The 19,121-nt window shown below is 73.2% G+C and carries 12 protein-coding genes; 7 read left to right on the top strand and 5 right to left on the bottom strand.

The window, feature by feature from the left end; translation table 11 throughout:
* Positions 1-194: 194 nt before the first annotated feature.
* Positions 195-890, bottom strand: a complete 696-nt coding sequence (locus CFK41_RS03260) for a DUF4194 domain-containing protein (RefSeq protein ID WP_096798381.1) — start codon at positions 888-890, stop codon at positions 195-197.
* A gap of 165 nt (positions 891-1,055) precedes the next feature.
* On the opposite strand from CFK41_RS03260, the gene CFK41_RS03255 reads away from it, so the two are divergent.
* The gene (locus tag CFK41_RS03255; RefSeq protein ID WP_096798380.1) at positions 1,056-3,500 is read left to right on the top strand and encodes a hypothetical protein; all 2,445 of its coding nucleotides are present in this window, start codon (positions 1,056-1,058) and stop codon (positions 3,498-3,500) included.
* Between the two features lie 113 nt (positions 3,501-3,613).
* Positions 3,614-3,994 (top strand): MGMT family protein, encoded by a 381-nt coding sequence (locus CFK41_RS03250; RefSeq protein ID WP_096798379.1) that lies wholly within the window; start codon positions 3,614-3,616, stop codon positions 3,992-3,994.
* A 13-nt stretch (positions 3,995-4,007) separates the two neighbouring features.
* Here the strand turns inward: CFK41_RS03250 and CFK41_RS03245 are convergent, their stop codons facing one another.
* Positions 4,008-4,889 (bottom strand): helix-turn-helix transcriptional regulator, encoded by an 882-nt coding sequence (locus CFK41_RS03245; protein WP_096798378.1) that lies wholly within the window; start codon positions 4,887-4,889, stop codon positions 4,008-4,010.
* A gap of 102 nt (positions 4,890-4,991) precedes the next feature.
* On the opposite strand from CFK41_RS03245, the gene CFK41_RS03240 reads away from it, so the two are divergent.
* Complete coding sequence (locus tag CFK41_RS03240) at positions 4,992-6,443, top strand: MFS transporter (RefSeq protein WP_096798377.1); 1,452 nt, start codon at positions 4,992-4,994, stop codon at positions 6,441-6,443.
* A 21-nt stretch (positions 6,444-6,464) separates the two neighbouring features.
* On the opposite strand, the gene CFK41_RS03235 is transcribed toward CFK41_RS03240, so the two are convergent.
* Complete coding sequence (locus tag CFK41_RS03235; RefSeq protein ID WP_096800915.1) at positions 6,465-8,030, bottom strand: DUF3375 domain-containing protein; 1,566 nt, start codon at positions 8,028-8,030, stop codon at positions 6,465-6,467.
* Positions 8,031-8,492: 462 nt separating this feature from the next.
* On the opposite strand from CFK41_RS03235, the gene CFK41_RS03230 reads away from it, so the two are divergent.
* A complete protein-coding gene (locus tag CFK41_RS03230) occupies positions 8,493-11,498 on the top strand; it encodes a glycoside hydrolase family 2 TIM barrel-domain containing protein (protein WP_096798376.1) in 3,006 nt (1,001 codons plus the stop codon).
* A 129-nt stretch (positions 11,499-11,627) separates the two neighbouring features.
* Entirely contained in the window at positions 11,628-12,443 is an 816-nt protein-coding gene (locus tag CFK41_RS03225) for a hypothetical protein (RefSeq protein WP_174705955.1), read from the top strand.
* Between the two features lie 91 nt (positions 12,444-12,534).
* On the opposite strand, the gene CFK41_RS03220 is transcribed toward CFK41_RS03225, so the two are convergent.
* Entirely contained in the window at positions 12,535-14,127 is a 1,593-nt protein-coding gene (locus CFK41_RS03220; protein WP_151904658.1) for a hypothetical protein, read from the bottom strand.
* A gap of 7 nt (positions 14,128-14,134) precedes the next feature.
* Positions 14,135-15,457, bottom strand: a complete 1,323-nt coding sequence (tgt, locus tag CFK41_RS03215; protein ID WP_407641137.1) for a tRNA guanosine(34) transglycosylase Tgt — start codon at positions 15,455-15,457, stop codon at positions 14,135-14,137.
* Between the two features lie 82 nt (positions 15,458-15,539).
* On the opposite strand from tgt, the gene CFK41_RS03210 reads away from it, so the two are divergent.
* Both CFK41_RS03210 and CFK41_RS03205 read left to right on the top strand, forming a co-directional pair.
* Positions 15,540-16,547 carry a hypothetical protein gene (locus CFK41_RS03210; protein ID WP_096798375.1) on the top strand — a complete coding sequence of 336 codons (1,008 nt, stop codon included), beginning with the start codon at positions 15,540-15,542 and terminating at the stop codon, positions 16,545-16,547.
* Positions 16,548-16,589: 42 nt separating this feature from the next.
* Positions 16,590-19,028 carry an acyltransferase family protein gene (locus CFK41_RS03205; RefSeq protein ID WP_096798374.1) on the top strand — a complete coding sequence of 813 codons (2,439 nt, stop codon included), beginning with the start codon at positions 16,590-16,592 and terminating at the stop codon, positions 19,026-19,028.
* The last annotated feature ends 93 nt before the right edge of the window (positions 19,029-19,121 follow it).

The raw sequence follows: 19,121 nt of genomic DNA, 5'->3' as shown, positions 1-19,121 counted from the left end.
TGACCTTATTCCGAAAGCCGAACGGTGCGCAATTGGTGATCGTGTGCTGGGGACGAGCACGGCGACCTCTCAGGCACGGGGAGCCCGGTGAAAGCGAGGCATGTCACGGAGCGGGCGGCGTGTCCGCCCGACGGCGCGCGCCGCGATCGTCACGTCCCGCGGCGCGACGGGGACACGCCCGACCGACCAAAGGGTCAGCTCTGCGCCGACGATTCCGCGTCAGATCCCTCGGCGGCATCCTCGCCGGAGCTCTCCTCGGGGTCCTCGAGACCGCTGACGCCCGCCTCGCGGTACAGGCCGATGAACTCCCGCGCCGTGTCCGGGCCGATCATCAGGCGCAGCACCGGCGAGACCTCGTAGTCATCGCCCTGCTCGTCGAGCAGACCGGCGCGCTGCACCTTGGCGATCGAGGCTCGGACCTCCTTGGCGAAGCCCGCCTCGTCGGTCGAGGTGGTGCGGCGATAGGCGGCCAGCGCCTGCTGCAGCTCCGCCTCGGAGACCACGGTGCGCTGACCTCTCGAGGACTGGGTGAGCAGCATCTGGCGCAGCACCAGCATCAGCACCGAATCCAAGCGGTTCATGCCGGTCAGACGGCGAAGCAGCTTGGGAGCGTCGGGGTCCTCCTCGCTCTGGCGCACGAAGGCGACCTGCGCGTCGTCGTCGACGATCAGCTCGAGGAAGAGATCCGCGAGCCGGGACTCGATCGCAGAGCGGTCCCGCAGCAGCTGGGCGTAACGAGCCCCGTCGCGGCGACCGTCGAGGAAGGGGCCCTGCAGCAGATGGACGAGGACCCGTCGGGACTCGTCCACGAGGGCCGCGCCGGGAGCGGAGGGGGCCGAGTCCTCGGTCAGGGAGTCATCGACATCGGTGCGGGGGGCAGAGGTGCTCACGAGCCCCTACCCTACCGGCGCACCCGGAGTCGACGGAGCGCTCCGAAGCACGGATCGGTACGGGTAAAAGTCCCCACGGCGGACGTATATCTGATGGAATCGCCGATACACGCAGGAAGACCTCCGTGCTCACCGTGCGGAGGAGTCGACCGCAAGGAGCCGACCATGGAACTGTCCACACCCCTCATCATCGGGATCGTCGTGCTGGTGCTCGTCATCCTGATCATCCTGATCGTCCTCGGTGTGATGTCCTCGAAGCGCAAGAAGGCGCGACAGCAGGAGGAGGACAGGCGCCGCGCCGCGCAGCTCCGCGACGAGGCGCAGAAGAAGGAGAAGGTGGTCCAGGAACGCGATCTGAAGGCGCGCGAGACCGAGCTCGACGCCGACCGCACCCGCCTCGAGGCCGAGCGGAAGTCCAAGGAGGCCGAGCAGGAGCAGATCGCGGCTGAGCGCCGACAGTCCGAGGCCGAGCGCGAGCGCGCACAGGTCGAGGAGCAGCGCGGCAGCGTGGAGGCCCAGCGCGCCGAGGCCGACCGCCTGGACCCGGACGTCGACGACTCCGCGACCCGCGACGGCAGCACCGCACGCGGTGACGGCGCCGCCGCCGGAGCCGCCGGTGCCGGCACTGTGGACGACGACGGCGCCCTCGGCGATGAGCGCACCGCCGATGGTTCCGCGGCCACGGCTGACGGCCGCCGGGCGGGCGACTCGAGCTCGACCGGAGACCGTGCGGCGGACGCCGGCAGCGCTGCTGCTGCCGGACAGGATCCCGACGTCGGCGACCGCACCGCCCAGAAGGATCCGCACGCGGGCGAGCCCCGCTCGGGCGACGCCGGGACGACCGGCGATCGCACCGTGGGGGAGGAGCGACCGGTCGACGAGGCCGGGACCTCCGAGAAGGATCGTGGCGGGCACGGCGGAGCCGTGGCCGCCGGCGCTGCCGGTGTCGCCGGGGTCGGTGCAGGCGCCGCTGTGGCGTCGCACGACCGGAACGGCGACGAGGCCCGTGGGGCCGATGAGCGCACCGGCGTCGACGAGCGCGGAGAGACCCGCGCTCCGGAGACGCGCCGCGACACCGCCGGCCAGGACGGCGTCGGCACGGACCGCGCCGCACCGGCCGGGACAGCCCAGGACCGCCTCCCCCAGGACCGTGCCGGCCAGAGCCGGAACAGCCTCGGCGAGGATCACCATGACCTGGATCGTCGGGAGACCGACCGTCTCGGTGGCGAATCGGCGGCTCCGGATGCTGCCGGCCAGGACGGCGTTCGCGACGGCGTCACCGCCGACCAGGACGCGAGCCATGGTCGGCGCGCCGCGCGCACGGCGGACCAGGACCCGCTGACCGGGGATTCCCCCGAGCGCACGACCGACGCGACGCGTGCCGAGAGCACGCCCACGTCGAGCCCCGACCACCGGGCCGGTGGAACGGCCGCCACGGCGGGTGCGGTCGGCGCAGGAGCGGGGGCCGGCGCAGGAGCGACCGCTGCGGCCGGCTCCTCGTCCACCGACTCCGAGCAGGGTCGACCCGTGTCCGATGAGTCCCGAGAGGTCGGCCGCGATGCCGGGGTCACCCCGGCAGGCACCACCGACGCTCCCGGCGAGCATCGTCAGCCCGTGGCCGGCGAGCATCGCGGAGAAGGCCGGGGCGAGCACGCCGCGACCCCCATCGGGGACTCCACCGCTGCGGGTGAGCACGGCCGGACGGCGACCGGAGAGCGTCGCAATGACGTGCGGGGGCTCGAAACCGATCGCGGTCCCGGCGGGGACACCAGCGGTCAGCATGCCGCGCAGCGGGGCGAGGTCCCTGCTGCCGGTGAGCAGAGTGCGGCTCCGCAGGGCGACCCGCTGCGCGAGCAGCAGACACCGCCGGCCGAGCAGCAGTTCGGTTCTCCGCAGACGACGGATGGCCGCCAGACCCCTCCGGCCGAACAGCAGTTCGGCCACCATGACGGTCAGGGGCAGCCGTTCGACCAGCGCGAGCAGGACGGTCCGGAGCTCGGCAAGGACGAGCCCGTGAGCGGGGACTCGCCGCGTCACGGCTCCGGCCTCGGGATCGATCGCGACGAGGACCGCGGAGCGTTCGGTGAGACGGACAGGGCCCGGAAGGACGACGGGTTCGGCCAGCAGGACGCGTACGGCCAGCGGGCAGAGCGTCGCGAGAACGACGGGCTCGGCCACGGCGAGCCCCTGAGCGAGAACTCGGCCCGTCACGATTCCGCCGTCGGGGCCGATCGCGCCGCGACCGGCGGGGCTTTCGGCCAGCAGGGCGAGACCCCGAAGGACGACGAATTCCGTCAGCAGGACGCGTACGGTCAGTCCGACGCCACCCTTCAGCAGGACGGCGGCTTCGGCCAGCAGGACCCGTACCGACAGCAGGACGGATACGGCCAGCAGGCAGAGCGTCGCGAGAGCGGCACCCTCGGCCAGCAGGAGGATGTCCGCCAGCAGGGCCGGTCCGACGAGTACCGCACGTTCGGCGGTGACAGCAGCGTCGAGGAGGACGACCCGTTCTTCCGGCAGCAGGAGCAGCTGCGTCGTCAGCAGAACGGCGAGCAGCCTCCGAAGGCGCCGGAGTTCGGCGACCCGGAGGACGGCACGCACCGCGGCTGAGCGGAGCATGACGGGAGCCCGGACCAGGGCCTCCCACCGGTGACGGCGGCCCGGGACCTCATGACGAGGTCCCGGGCCGCCGTCGTCCTGTCCGCCCGTGCCAGACTGACGCCATGGCCACCCCTCCCCCGCGCACCCGCATGGACGACCTCACGGTCGAGCGCGTGCTCCGCGTGGTCGAGGCGATCCCTGCTGGGCAGGTCGCTGCCTACGGCGAGGTCGGATCGATCGTGGGCGTGGGTCCCCGGCTCGTCGGACGGATCATGGGCACCTGGGGCTCGGGCGTGCCGTGGTGGCGGGTCGCCAACAGCTACGGCGACCACCCCCTCCTGGCACGCGCTCTGCCGCACTGGGAGCAGGAGGGCATCGCCGTGAAGCCGAACGGGCGGGGCTGCCGGATGGCGGACCATGGCGTCGACCTCGACGTTCTGCGCCGCGCGGCATCGGCCTCCCTCGCCGAGCTCGACGAGCCGTCAGGGCCTCCCGAGCGCTGAGCCGAGGCGCAGGTCAGCTCGCGAGCGTCGCCACCGCATCCTCCCGGGCCGTCCAGGCCGGCGCGGCCTCGATCAGCGTGGCGAAGCGCTCGAGCCGCTCCCGGGTCGTCTCGTCGGCCGGGACCATCACGATGATCCGCGACCCCCGATCAGGATCGATCCACAGGCTCTGGAAGTGCACCTCCAAGAGCCCGGCGTGCGGGGAGTCGTACTGACGCAGTCGCGGCCGATCGTCGGCGACCTCGTAGGACTCCCACAGCGCACGGAAGTCCTCGGAGTGCGTGAGCAGGCGCTCCACGAGCGCGACCCAGCGCGGTTCGTCGCGATGCTCCGCCCGACGGGCGCGCAGGCGCGCGACGATCTCGGGCAGCACGATGTCCTCGTCCACGAGGCTCCCGCGCCAGACGGGATCGGTGAACATCAGCCACGCACAGTTACGGTCGCCGACCGGGAGCGCGTCCAGATCACCGAACAGGTAGCGGTACATCCGGTTGGAGGCGACGATCTCGTAGGCGTCCGTCTGCACGGCGGCGGGGAACGGCAGGAGCTGCTCGATCAGCGCCGCGTGCTCGGGGCGCAGGGTCATCAGCGGGGCGTGCTTGACCGGGCCGCGGTCGGCGAGCACGAACAGGTGGTGGCGCTCGGCGTCGGACATCCGCAGCACTCGGGCCACCGCCTCGAGCACCTGTTCCGAGACCCCGGTGGCCCTGCCCTGCTCGAGCCAGGTGTACCAGGTGGTGCCGATGCCGGCGAGCTGGGCGACCTCTTCGCGGCGCAGCCCCGGCGTGCGCCGTCGGCCCATCGGAGGCAGGCCCACCTGATCAGGGGTGACCTTCTCCCGGCGTGCCCGGAGGAAGGCACCCAGCTGCTTGCGTCGGTCGGCGGAGGACTCCATGTCCTCCAGTGTGCGCCGTCCGGCCGCCGACAGCCAGGTGGTGCTGGTACCCGTATGAGCAGGCTCCTGGTCCCAGGATGCGCGCGGCAGGACCGTGGAGGCATGTCCTCCGACCCCCTCATCGCCCCCTCCCCCGTCTCCGAGCCCATCGCGCCGCCTCCGGCTCCTGCGGCGCTCACCGGCTGGGGCCTCGCCGTGCTGCTGATCAGCTATGCCCCGGTGAACTTCACCTTCGGCGCGGTCAACGTGCTGGCCGACGCCATCGGCCGCGACCTCCGGGCCGACGGGGCCGGACAGCAGCTCGTGCTCGCGGCGTACACCACGGCCTTCGCCGCGAGCCTCGTGATCGCCGGGCGGCTCGGCGACCGGTGGGGTCGACGGCGACTGCTGCTCATGGGCGGCCTCGGCGTCGCCCTGCTCAGCGCCGCCACCGGCCTCGCCCCGGACCTGACCACCGCGGTGACGCTCCGGGTCCTGCTCGGGGTCGCCGCGGGTCTGCTCACCCCGCAGGTGCTCGCGACGATCCAGTCGGCCTCCACCGGGTCGGCCCGCTCCCGCGGCCTGATGCTGTTCGTCGCGGTCAGCGGAGCGAGCACCGTGATCGGCCAGATCTCGGCCGGCGCCCTCGCCGCCGCGCTGCCGGAGCACGTGGGCTGGCGCGCCGTGCAGGTCCTCACCGGCCTCATCGCCCTGGTGGGGGTGGCCGGGCTGCGCCTCGTGCCGCGTACCCGCTCCACCGCTCCGCTCTCCCTCGACGCGGCCGGCGCCGGGGTGCTCGCGGCGAGCCTGCTGGCGATCGTCGTGCCGCTGACCCTGGGCCGCTCGCTCGGCTGGCCGGTGTGGACCGTCCTCTCCCTCGCCGCGGGAGCCGGACTGCTGGCGTGGTTCTGGTCGCTGCAGCGCCGGGCCGAACGGGCCGGCGTCGTGCCCGTGGTGCCGCCGGCGGTGCTGCGCCTGACCGTGGTGCGCCGGGGCCTGCTCATGACGCTGCTGTTCTTCACGACCTACGGGGCGCTGCTGTACGAGCTCTCCGCCTTCGCGCAGCTGCGGTACACGCTGGGATCGCTGGGCCCGGCGCTGCTGGTGCTCGGCTTCGGCATCGCGTTCATCGCGACCTCCCTGGCCCTGCCGCGGCTGATCCCCGCCGCCGACGAGCGGACCATGGCCGCGGCCGGCCTCGCCCAGGCGGTGGTCCTGGCCGCGATCGCGGTGCTCGTGACCACGGGCCACCACGACGTGGCGTCCCTGCAGTGGGCGCTGATCCCGCTCGGAGTGGTCCAGGCGCTCATGTTCGGCCCTGTCCTGCAGACGGTGCTCTCCCGCACGCCGCCGTGGGCGGCCGGGGTGAGCAGCGGACTGTTCGCCACGGTCCAGCAGCTCGGCCTGACGCTCGGGGTGGCGCTGCTCGGGGGCCTGTTCTGGTCCCTCGCCGGGCCCGCCCACGAGCACGCGCAGAGCGCTCTGTCGGTCGTGGTGTGGATCCACGCGGGCAGCGCGCTGGCCTTCGCCGTGATCGCCCGCAGCCTGCGCGCCCATGGGCCCGAGCCCCGCTGAGCGGGCGGGTGCGAGCAGCGCTCAGTCGACCGGGACGTCGTCCAGGAAGTAGAAGGCGGGCACCTTCGCGGCGTAGTCGTTGCCGTCGAGCTCCCGCCACGTGACGATCTCCGTGGATCCCTCGCGCCGCTGGGCGTGGTTGGTCGCCAGGAACATGAGCCCGATGACGCTCGCGAGACCCTGCTCGGCGGGCCGCTCGCGCAGCACGTCCCCGAGGGAGGCCTGGCCGCTGCGGCCCCGCACGGAGTTGACGTCCGAGGTCAGGCCGACGATGTCGATGTCGTTGGTGCGCACGAGGTCCTGCAGCACCTCGACGCTGAGCGAGGTCGCGTCGTGCACCTCGGCCTCGGCGGGGGCGCCGGGGTCGGTGGGGTCCTTCAGTCGGTGCTGGGAGACGGAGCCCAGCTGGGCGCGCGAGAGGTCCAGCTCGAGCGGGAACGGGCTGCGCGTGGGCACCTCGTCCTTCTGCGCGAGCGCCAGGCCCTGGGCCTCCTGCAGCGCCTCGAGCAGCACCCGGTGCTGGCGGAAGTCCTGCGAGCGCACGAAGCGGGCCAGCGAGCGGTACAGCTCCGTCTTGACGTCCAGCACCTCCTGCGCCGGCTCGTAGAGGTCGCTGAACACGTTGGCGAGGCGCTCCCGCTCGTCCCGGCCGAGGGTTCGCGAGAAGTCCCGCTCCAGCAGACGATCCACGAGCTCCTGGGTGGTGCGGGTCTGCACGGGATCGTTGAGCATGCGGAAGAACGCCGTGAAGGTGCGGCCCACGCTGGACTGACCCAGCAGGTCGTCTCCGGCGAGCAGCTGCTCGAGGATCTCGCCGCGCGAGCCCTCCGGGGAGAGGATCTGCTCGCGCAGGTGCAGGTCCACCGCGCGCAGGTCCTCGCGGTACTGCAGGAAGTCGCCGGAGAGCTCGGTCGCGATCTGCAGGATGTCCCGCAGCCGGTCGGTCGACGCCTCGGGGCTGGGGAGCATCAGCTCGCCCTCGGCCAGGTCCCGGATCTCGGCCTCGATCCGCTCGCGGCGACGCTGCAGGTCCGCCAGGCGCACGTCGCGGTCGGTCTCGGTCTCCTGGGCGAGGCGCTCGAACTGCTGCACCACCAGCTGCAGACGGGACTGCGTGGTGGTGGGGCGGTGCTCCTCGAGGGAGGCGATGAACTGGATCGCGTCGATCGTGGCCGGGGACGGCTCGAAGGTGGTCTCGGTGTGCTGCGGGTCGTCGCGACGGGTCAGGTAGCCCTCGCGGACCCAGCCGTCCACGTACTCCGCCGCGGTGCGGCCGCCACGGGATTCGCCCTCGGAGGGATCGAGGTCCTCGCCGGCATCGCCGGTCGCGAGCTCCGACTCCTCGGCGCCGTCCTCGTCATGCAGCAGGGCGAGATGCGCCCCCACACGGGCGATGAGCTCGCTGCGCGGGAGCCGACGGTCGCCGGCGGGGAAGGTCGCCTGCAGGATCGCGAGCACCGCGGGCGCCTTCGTGGCCGCGAGCAGGCGCCAGGTGCTGGCCCGGCGCAGCTGCTCGTAGGCCTCCTTGCGCGCGGACACGGCGTCGCTGCGGCGGTCGGTCCACCGGTTCGGCTCGGTCGTGGTCACGAGGGGAGAGTCTACCGTCGAGCCCGCCGGCGGGGTGCCGCCATCAGCCGATCGCCGCGCGGCGCCCGTCGCCCCGCGCCCCGCGCCCCATGCCCCATGCCCCATGCCCCATGCCCCATGCCCCATGCCCCATGCCCCGACTGTCACCTGGCGAACCAGATTCCGCCCGAAAGTGGTTCGCCAGCTGACAGTCGGCCAACGAACCGCCGACGGCCGGGCCGACCCGTCGTCCGAGCGTCGACTGTCACCTGGCGAACCAGATTCCGCCCGAAAGTGGTTCGCCAGCTGACAGTCGGCGCGAGAACCGCTCGTCGGCGCGAGAACCGCCCGTCGACCCGAGAACCGCCCGACCGCCGGCGCGCGATCGGGCGGCGACGCGGCGGGCGAATCCGGGTACGCTGATCCGTGAACGTTCACGAACCCGGCCAGCCGCCGGCCTCGAGTCCAGGAGACGCCTCACCGATGAGCACCCCGCAGCAGTCCGCCGACAGCCGGTCCGCCGGCATCAAAGATCCCACCGACCGCTGGTGGGAGGAGCTTCCCGCCGGCCGGAACCGCCTGGCCGGCCGCGCGCACCTGCGCTCCGACGCTCCGGCCCTGAACCTCGACGGGACCTGGGACTTCCGCTACGGCACCCGGGCCGACGGCAGCGACCTCGGCGACGCAGGCGAGATCACGGTGCCCGGCCTGTGGCAGTTCCAGGGCCACGGCGCCCCGCAGTACACCAACGTCATCTACCCGATCCCGCGCGAGATCCCGCACGTGCCGGACGAGAACCCCACCGGCCACTACTCGCGCACCCTGGCCACCCCGGCCGAGTGGGCCGAGCAGCTCGCCGCCGGGGCGCGCGTGCTGCTGCGCTTCCAGGGCGTGGACTCCGCGGCGAAGGTCTGGATCGACGGTGCCGAGGTCGGCGTGACCGCCGGCTCCCGCCTCACCCAGGAGTTCGACGTCACCGACGCCCTCACGACCGCCGGCGAGCACCTGCTCGAGGTCCGCGTGGTGCAGTGGTCGGTGAACACCTACGTCGAGGACCAGGACATGTGGTGGGCCTCGGGCATCTTCCGCAGCGTGGACCTGCTGCTGCGGCCCGTCGGCGGGATCCACGACCTGGTCACGGTCGCGGACTTCGACCCGGCGACCGGCACCGGTTCGCTGCGGGCGACCGCCTTCGCGGCCGACGGCACCGAGCTCGCCGCGACGGTGGAGATCCCGGCGCTGGGCCATTCCGCCGCCACCGGCGCCGAGGCCGTCGATCTCGGCGAGGTGCGGCCGTGGTCCGCCGAGGACCCGCACCTGTACGACGCCACGATCAGCACCGGCGCCGAGACCGTGACGCTGCGCCTGGGCTTCCGCCGCGTCGAGGTGGACGGCGAGATCTTCCGCGTCAACGGCGAGCGCATCGTGTTCCGCGGCGTGAACCGTCATGAGGCGGATCCGCTCGTGGGCCGGACCCAGCACGAGGGCAACCAGGACCTCGACGTCGCGCTCATGAAGCAGCACAACCTCAACGCCGTGCGCACCTCCCACTACCCGCCCCACCAGCGCTTCCTCGACGTGTGCGACGAGGCCGGGCTGTACGTGATCTGCGAGGGCGACTTCGAGACCCACGGCTTCCACGCCGACGAGACCTGGGGCGAGGACGGCACCGGCGCGGCCGAGGGCCCGGCGCAGAACCCGCTCTTCGAGGCCTCGCTCGTGGAGCGCTCGGAGCGGTTCGTGCGCCGCGACCGCCACCATGCCTCGATCATCATGTGGTCGATCGGCAATGAGGCGGCCTCCGGCCCGGTCACCGAGGCGATGGTCGCCCGTGTGCGCGAGACCGACCCCACCCGCCCGGTGATCTACGAGCAGGACTACGCCGCGGAGTACGTGGACGTGTTCTCGCTGATGTACCCGACCGTCGACGAGTCCGCGCAGATCGGCCGCCGCGACCTGTCCCCCGAGTACCAGGACAAGCTCACCCGCATGCTGCGCAGCTTCGCCCTGGACGTGCCGGACGGCCACTTCGCGGATCCGCCGGCGCTGACCAAGCCGTTCCTGTGGATCGAGTACGCCCACGCGATGGGCAACGGCGCCGGCTCGCTGAAGGAGTACATGGCGCTGACCGAGCAGCACCCGGCGCTGCACGGCGGCTTCATCTGGGAGTGGATCGACCACGGCCTGGAGACCACCGACGCCGAGGGCAACCGCATCTACGGCTACGGCGGCGACTTCGGCGAGCGCCTGCACGACGGCAACTTCGTGGCCGACGGGCTCGTGCTGCCGGACCGCACGCCCTCCCCGGCGCTGTTGGACGCGAAGCACCACTACTCCCCGGTGGGCCTCGAGGTGAGCGCGGGCGGCGCACGGATCACCAACCGCTACGCCTTCAGCGACCTGACGCACCTGCGCGCCGAGGTGTCCCTCGACGCCCAGGCGACCTGGCAGGAGATCGAGCTGCCCGCCATCGCCCCGGGCGAGAGCGGCGAGGTGGCCCTCCCGGTGCACGACGGCGCCGCCACCACGGTGCGCCTGACCACCCGCGAGGTGCAGGGCCCGGTCCCCGCCGGCCACCTCGTCGTCGCCGCGGACCATGTCGATGCTGAGCGGCTGCGCGCCGCACAGACCCCGTCGGCCGACGGGGCCGTCGCGCCGGTGCGCGCCGAGGACGGCACCTGGAGCCTCGGTCCGGCACGCTTCGACGACCTCGGGCGCCTGGTGGGTCTCGGGGAGCTCGAGATCGAGCACGCCGGAGCGGACCTCTACCGCGCCCCGGTGGACAACGAGCGCGCCCGCACCCGGGCCCCGCTCGAGGCCCGCTGGAAGCGGATCGGCCTGGACCATGCCCGCCGCCGTCTGGCGGAGATCACGGCCGACGGCGACGCCCTCGTGGTGCGCAGCCGCCTGGGGCTGGACGGATCGGCGCTGGGCGCCGACGTCACCGAGCGCTGGAGCGGCACGGCCGACGGGGTCGGCGTGGAGGTCACGGTGACCCCCTCCGCGTTCTGGCCCGCGGATCTTCCGCTGCCGCGGATCGGCTGGACCTTCGCCCTGCCCTCCGCGCCGGACCAGGTGGAGTACGAGGGCTACGGCCCGCACGAGTCCTACCCGGACACCGGCGGCGGCACCACCTTCGGCCTCTGGACCTCGACGCTCGCGGAGCTCCAGGTCCCGTACGTGTTCCCGCAGGAGAACGGGAACCGCGCCGGCGTGGTGAGCGCCCACCTTCGCGGCGCCGGCGGCGCCGGGCTCGAGGTGCGGGCGCCCGAGGGGCTGGGGCTGGCTGCGCGTCCGTGGTCCACCGCCGAGCTCGATGCCCGGGCGCACGACGGGGCGCTGCGCGCCGACGGCCGCACCTGGGTGACGCTGTCCTCCGCACTGCACGGCGTGGGATCCGCGGCCTGCGGCCCGGAGCCGCTGCCGGAGTACGTGCTCTCCGCACGGGAGGAGACCTTCGCCTTCCACCTCTCCCCCGGGACGGTCTGAGCCGCAGGCCGACGACCCACGTCACGGCGACGCCCGATACCCTGGGACGGACGTCGCCGTGACGTCGTGACCACGCAGGATTCCAAGGACCGCGCAGCCGCTGCGACGGACCCGCACAGAGGGGACAGCATGACTCAGGGGTACGGACCGGACAACGGCCAGCAGGGCCAGCAGGGCCAGTGGGGCCAGCAGGGGCACGAGGGTCAGCAGGGCCAGTGGGGCCAGCAGGAGCAGTTCGGGCAGGGCCAGCAGGAGCAGCCGGCCTCCGCACCCCAGTGGGGTCAGGCCTCCCCCGCGGCTCCCGCGCAGCAGCCTCAGTGGGGACAGCCCTCTCCGGCGGCCCCCGCGCAGCCCCAGTGGGGCCAGGCCTCGCCCGCCGGCGCTCCGGGTGGGTACCCGGGCAGCACCGGCTTCGCAGGCCCGCAGTTCGAGGCGGGCAACGGGGTCAACTGGCGCCGGGTGAAGCTGATCGGCCTGATCCTGCTGATCGGGACCGCTGTGCTGCTGCTGGTGCGCCTCGGCATCAACCTCACCACGCTCATCGGGGCGGAGGACATGGCCGCCTCGGACGCCGGTGAGGAGCTCGGCGCCGCCGGGATCGGGTCGAGCCTGGCGAGCCTCCTGCTGTACGGCGTGAACTTCATCGTGGCTCTCGCCCTGCTCGCCCTCGGGATCACCGCCGCCGTGATGGGACGCTCCCGAGCCCGCGTGGGCGGGATCGTGGTCGCCGCCGCCATCCCCCTCTCCGCGGTCCTCTACTGGATCACGGTCTTCCTCGCAGGAGTCGTCTTCGGGATCATGGGCGGGTCCGTCGACGAGCCGGGCTCCAGCATCTACGTCACCACGGCGGTGGCGGGCATCCTGCACGCCCTCGTCATGACGGTGATCATCGGTGTCGGCGCCTTCCTGGTCCACAGCACCGCCAGGAAGAACCTCTCCGCCTGAGATCGCTCGCCTGACCGGCACCGGCGCCCCGGACCTCTGCAGAGGTCCGGGGCGCTGTACGTCTCGGGCGCCGCGCCTCACGCTCAGCCGCTCACGCCCCGAGCAGCAGCGTCTCGTCCCCGACCGTGACCAGCGCCCGGCCCCCGCCCACGGCGCGCATCGCGCTCACCTCCGCGGCGACGAGATCCGTCGAGGTCACCTCTCCGGTGGCCACGTCGATCACCCGCAGCAGACGGGTGCTGCGCGGCTCCAGCGGCCGCTCCCGTCGGACCCCGTCAAGCACCACCGCGGTGCCTGCGGAGAGAGTTCCGCGCACCTCTCCCTCCGAGGTGGAGAGCGGCAGCGTCCAGGTGTTGGCGCCGTCGGCGAGCTCGTAGGCGAGCAGCTGGCCGCTCTCGTTGGAGACGACCATGGCCGTGCCGTCGAGACCGATCCGGGCGGTGAACGCGGCTGCCTGCGCGACGCCCTCGCCGCCCGGGGCCGTCCAGGCCGCCCGCTGCTCGGTCGCGATGATCTCGCCCGGTGCATCGCCGCCCGCCTCGGTGCCGCTGGCGAGCACCCGACCGTGGTCGATCCGCACGTCCCAGGTCCCCACGGGGGATGCCGCCGACTCCCACAGCACCTCGCCGTCGCGGAAGGCGGTCGCGGTGAGCGCGCCGTCTTCGGCGGAGCAGGCGGTGATCACCAGCGGGGAGGCCTGCAGGGGGTCCTGGGCGGCGACCGCCTCGGCGGTGGCGGCGATGCGGCACTCCTCCTCGTCGCCGGCGAGGATGCGGCCGACGGGGATCCCCGAGCCGGGGTCCAGCTGGACCCAGCCCTGCGAGGGGTCGAAGCTCAGCGGCACCGAGGGCATCACCCCGGTGGCGCGGGCCGCGTCCAGGAGCCCCGGGGCCTCTCCGGGGACGGCGGCGACCTCGAGGCCCACGGGGTCGGCGCCGCGCGTCTCCGTCGGGGCGCTGACCACCCACAGCGGCTCCTCCGACCCGCCGAGGTCGTAGCCGGAGTTCCGGCAGAGCCCGTCGGAGCAGGTGCGCTGCACGAGCCGGTCCCCGTCGAGCGCGATCGGAGTGCCCTCGAAGCTCCGGCTCGGCAGGGAGCCGTCCGCGGTGGAGGCCGTGGGGTCCAGCAGGATCACCTCGGTGGAGGCGCCGGTGGCGCGCACCAGGCGTCGGCCGTCGGCGGAGAGCGCGAGGACGTCGTGCGGCGTGGCCTCGATCGAGTGCGGGACCTGGCCGATCAGCACCTGCGCGGAGCCGTCGGCGCGCCGCACCAGCACCGGGCTGTCCGGGGCGGGGAGGGAGTGGACGGCATCGCCCTCTCCGAGCGCCGGGATCGAGAGGACCGCCTGATCGGCGAGCGGCGCCACCCGGGTGGCGATCACGGCGGGGACGGTGAGCACCAGCATCGTCGCGAGCGCCGTCGCACCGGCCACGAGCACTCGCGGGCGCACGGCGAGCCGGGCGGGGAGCAGGGCGAGCAGCACCGCTCCGAGCCCGAGCCCGGCGAGAATCCCGGCCGCGAGGCGCAGCGCGCCGAGCAGGAAGTGGCTCCCCAGCAGGGCGCAGATGCCGGCGGCGGCGAGCAGCACCACGGCGAGGCCGATCAGGGTGGCCCGGTCCCGGCTCCCGCCGTCCTCGGGCTCGAGGCCGTCGGCGGCTGCAACTGAGTCTGCGTGTCCGCTCATCCGCGCCTCACCGCGGGGAGCCGTAGTAGGCGCCGGTGGTCTCCTCCCGCAGGGCGTCGAAATCGCCGTCGAGCAGGGAGGCGCGGATGCGGTCCACCAGGCGCACCACGAAGCGCTCGTTGTGGATCGTGCACAGGGTCGAGGAGAGCATCTCCTTGGCCCGGAACAGGTGGTGCACGTACGCGGCCGTGTAGTGGGTGCAGGTGTAGCAGTCGCAGGTCTCGTCGATCGGCGAGAACTGGCGGCGGTACCTCGCACCGGTGAGGTTCACCCGCCCGGTGGCGGTGTAGACGGCGCTGTTGCGCGCCACCCGCGAGGGCGAGACGCAGTCGAAGGTGTCGGCGCCGGCGGCGATCGCGACGAAGAGGTCGTCGACCTCGCTGATCCCCAGCAGGTGGCGCGGCTTCTGGTCGGGCAGCTCATCGGTCACCCAGCCGACGATGGTGCCCAGGTTCTCCTTCTCCAGGGCTCCGCCGATGCCGAAGCCGTCGAAGGCCTGCCCCGCCACGTCCATCGTGCCGAGGTCGCGAGAGGCCTGACGGCGCAGGTCCTCGTACTGGGCGCCCTGGATCACGCCCCACAGCTGCTGGTAGGGGCGGTGCGTGCGCTCCTCGGTGAGGCGGGCGTGCTCGGCGAGGCAGCGCAGCGCCCACAGACGGGTGCGCTCCAGCGCCTGCTCCTGGTAGCCGCGGGAGTTCATCAGGGTGGTCAGCTCGTCGAATGCGAACATGATGTCCGCTCCGAGGCCGTGCTGGATCTGCATCGAGATCTCGGGGGTGAAGCGGTGCTCGTCGCCGTTGATGAAGGAGCGGAAGGTGACGCCGTCGTCGTCGACGTGCGCCAGGCGCTCCTTGCCCTCGCGGACGGCGTCGTCCTCGCCGTTGGAGGTGCGGGCCTTCTCCCCGCCGGAGAACTCGCTGGAGAGCACCTTCTGGAAGCCGGCGCCGAGGCTCATCACCTGGAAGCCGCCGGAGTCGGTGTAGGTGGGGCCGGGCCAGTTCATGAAGGCGCCCAGGCCACCGGCCTCATCGACCAGGTCATGACCGGGCTGGAGGTAGAGGTGGTACGCGTTGGCCAGCAGCGCCTGCGCACCGAGCTCGCTCATCGACTCCGGGAGCACTGCTTTGACGGTCGCCTTCGTGCCCACGGGGACGAAGGCGGGGGTGGCGATCTCGCCGTGCGGCGTGGAGATCACCCCGGCCCGGGCCTTCTCGCCGTGGCGGGCGAGGATCTCGAATCCGCTGTCCGTGGAGGACGGCGCGCGGGAGGGGTCGGGAGGGAGCTCGGTCACCGTCCCATGGTCCCACGACGGGAGGGGACGCCCCGGCATCCGGGTTCCCCGATCCGCCCGTCCGGACCCGGGACGCTCCGTAGGATCGAGGTGCCGCCGCCCTCCGCCGTCAGGACTCCCCGTGACCTCTGCTGCCGCCCCTCCCGACGCTCCCCTCCCGCCTGACGTCCCGGACGCCCCAGCCGCCCTGTCGCCGCGACTGCGCCGCGCGGCGCTCGCCGTGGGGGTGCTCGCCGTCCTCGCCGCAGGGGCGGAGACGATGCGGGTGGTCCTGGAGATCCTGCAGGGGGCGAGCGTTGTGATGGTGGTGGTCTCGAGCGGCGCTCACCTGGTCGCCGCGCTCGTCGAGACGGCGCTCGTCATCGCCGTCCTCGCTCTGGTCCGGGCGGGGAGCCTCGAGGACCGTCGGGTCCTGCGGGTGTCGCTGCTCGCCCTGGGCCTGATCACGCTGGCCCAGCTGGCGGCCCCTCTGGCTCAGCTGATCGGCACGATCCTGGGGCTGATCGTCAGCGATGGAAGCTCTTCGTCCGGCTACGGCCTGCGCTACGGAGTCTCCACGCTCCTCTCCTCCGGCGGCGCCATCGTGATGTTCCTCGGACTCGGGGTGCTCGCCCTCGTGCTCCTGCAGCGGGCATCCCCGCCGACCCGTTCCGTGCGACTGCCCGTCGGCCCGGCGATCCCGGCGCTCGTGCTGCTGGTGGCGGCGCTCGCGGCCGCCGCGGCGGTGCCCCTGCAGGGCCTCGCCCTGCGCTTCTCAGATCTCGATCTCGACCTGCTCCTGGCGGTGAACTCGCTGTTCGCCATCGTCCTCCTGCTGATGGTCGCCCTGATCACCCTGTGCGCGGGCCTGGTCATCGCGCTCGCCCCCGTCGGAGCGAGGCGGGCGCTCTGGGTGGGGCTGGGGCTCCTCTGGAGCACGCAGCTCCTCGGCGTCGTCCTGCTGCGTGCCTACGCGACCGCTCTGACCTCGGGGCCGGGCGGAGGCGCGGAATGGATCCTCGGGGCGCACATGGTGCTCGGGATCCTCGGCCCGGTGCTGCTGGCGCTGTGCGTCGTCGTCGCTCTGGTGCTGCTCGCCGCCGCCCCCCGCCGCGGCTCCCCGATGCTCTCGGGGGACCCGATCCACTAAGATCCACGCAGCGCCGGGCGCGAGGGCAGCCCTCCACGGACGGTGCCGTCATCGGCCGTCCGGAAGGGGTTCGCGATCAGCTCGTCCAGTGATCCGTCGCGCCCAGGTCGCGGCGGCCGCGGCGCTCAGCCCTCCGCGGCGGAGCGGCGCGCGCGGCGCGAGGCGTGGGAGCAGCCCGCCCCGCTCGCGGACGCGCTCGAGGACTGGGTCCAGGAGCCCGATCCCTCCCCCTCAGCATCGCTGCCCTCACGGGCCTCCTCCCTCGACGACTGGCTGCAGGGGCCGATCGAGCTCCACGCCGAGCGCGAGGCGGAGGATGCCTGGTCCACCTCGGGCTCCGTCTCCGGCACCTGGGGCGAGCACGGAGGCTCCGTCCATTCCCGCAGCCCGGAGCCGCCCGTCGCGGCCGAGAGCTCCGCGCCGTCGGCCGCCCCGACCTCCCGCGCCTCGTTCCGCCGCGAGCTGCACGGGCTCCGCGCGGTGGCGCTGGGGCTGGTCGCGGTCTACCACATCTGGCTCGGCCGGGTCTCCGGCGGGGTGGACGTCTTCCTCTTCCTCTCCGCCTTCTTCCTCACCGGGACCTTCGTGCGCCGTCTGGAGAGCGGTCGGCCTCTGGCGATCCCGCGCTACTGGCTGCACACCTTCAAGCGCCTGCTGCCCCCGGCCGCGGTCACGATCCTGCTGATCCTGGCCGGCACCGCCGCCTTCCTGCCCTCCTCGATGTGGGAGACGATCATGCAGGAGGCGGTCGCCTCCGCGGTCTATCTCGAGAACCTGCTGCTGGTGCTGCTCCAGGTGGACTACCACGCACGGGATGCCGGCATCGCCTCGCCGCTGCAGCACTTCTGGTCCCTCAGCGTGCAGGGCCAGGCCTTCGTGGTGTGGCCGCTGCTGTTCCTGCTGGTGGCCCGTCGGGCCCGGGCGGGGCGGTCGGTGCGGCGCCCGTTGATCGTCCTCGTCGCGGTGATCGGCGCGGCCTCCCTGACCTGGTCGATCCTCTCGACCCAGTCACAGCAGCAGATCGCCTACTTCGACACCGCCGCCCGGATGTGGGAGTTCGCCGCCGGGTCCCTGCTGGCCCTGACCCTCCCGCTGCTGGACCGGCTCACCGGCGCCCGGCGCCCCGAGGACGGCACGTCCCCGCAGCTGCGGATCGTGCGTGCCCTGACCGGCTGGGCGGGCATCGCGGCCCTGCTGGCCTGCGGCGTGCTGGTGGACGTCTCCTCGATCTTCCCGGGCTGGATCGCGCTGTGGCCGCTGGCCGCGGCCGCCGCGATCGTGGTCGCGGGCCACTCCGGCACCCGCTGGGGCGTGGACGCCGTGCTGTCGACGCGACCGGCGGCGTTCATCGGCGACATCTCCTACGCCCTGTACCTGGTGCACTGGCCGATCCTGGTGATCTGGCTGCACCACAGCTCCCAGGCCCGCGCCGGTCTGTGGGACGGCCTGGTGGTGCTGGCCGGGTCGGTGCTGCTGGCCTGGCTGGTGACCCGTGCGGTCGACTCCCCGGTGCGCCGCTCGCGCTGGCTCGAGGCGCACCCCTGGAGGGCGATGACCGCGATCGCGCTGAGCGTGGCGCTGGTGGCGGGCGCGGCGGGCGGCTGGTGGGCGCTGCTCACGAGCAGCGAGGCGGAGCCGCCGGTGGCCGAGGGACCGACCCTCGCGACCGACGAGGTCGCCACCGAGGCCCCGCCCGACGTGCGCCCCTCCGGCTGGCAGCTGGGCGGCCAGTGGCCCGATCTGCCCGAGGACTGCGGAGGCTCCTGGACGCCGGAGCGCACCTTCCCCCACGTGAACTGCCAGCAGCTGCTGCCCGGCGACGCGGAGGCCTCCGAGACCATCGTGGTGGTGGGCAGCTCGCACTCCCGCCAGTTCATCCCCGCGCTCCTCCCCACCGCGGAGGACCGCGGCGCACAGATCGTGAACCTCACGATGGACGGCTGCGGCTACCTCGCCGGCACGGAGCGCTACGCGTACTGCAAGGGCTACGACGAGTACGTCCTGGAGTACCTCGACGCCGTGCAGCCCGACATCGTGCTGACCACCGTCACCCTCTCCTCCGTCGACGAGGGCGAGGTCCTGCCCGACGGGTCCGACGCCGCGATCCAGCAGCTGCTGGACCGGGACATCGACGTGCTGGCCTTCCGCGACACCCCCCGCTGGTCGGAGAACGAGTACCAGTGTGCCGAAGCCGTGATCGACGCGGGCGGCACTCCGGCGGAAGCCGACGAGTCCTGCGGCGCCGCGGCCCGCGACAAGCTCGCTCCCGAGAACCCCGCCGCTCCGCTGGCGGACCTCCGGGGCCCCGAGGCCTCGGTGACCCTGTTCGATCTCACACCGCAGATCTGCCCCGGGGGGCGCTGCTCCCCGGTGCTCGGAGACGTCTACGTGTACATGGATGACGACCACCTGACCAGGCTCTTCGTCGAGGAGGCGCTCGCCCCGACGGTGAGCCGCGAGCTGGAGGCGACGACCGGCTGATCCCGGCTGGCAGCGGCGCTTGGTCCCACCGCTCTCCCTCCCGTTACGATGTGGCCGGTCAGGGGGCGATCTCGCCCGCTCGAGAGGGAAGCA

Source organism: Brachybacterium ginsengisoli (assembly GCF_002407065.1).
Lineage (GTDB): Bacteria > Actinomycetota > Actinomycetes > Actinomycetales > Dermabacteraceae > Brachybacterium > Brachybacterium ginsengisoli.
Note: the sequence above shows the minus strand (reverse complement) of the source record. Positions and strands in the feature narration are given on the sequence as shown.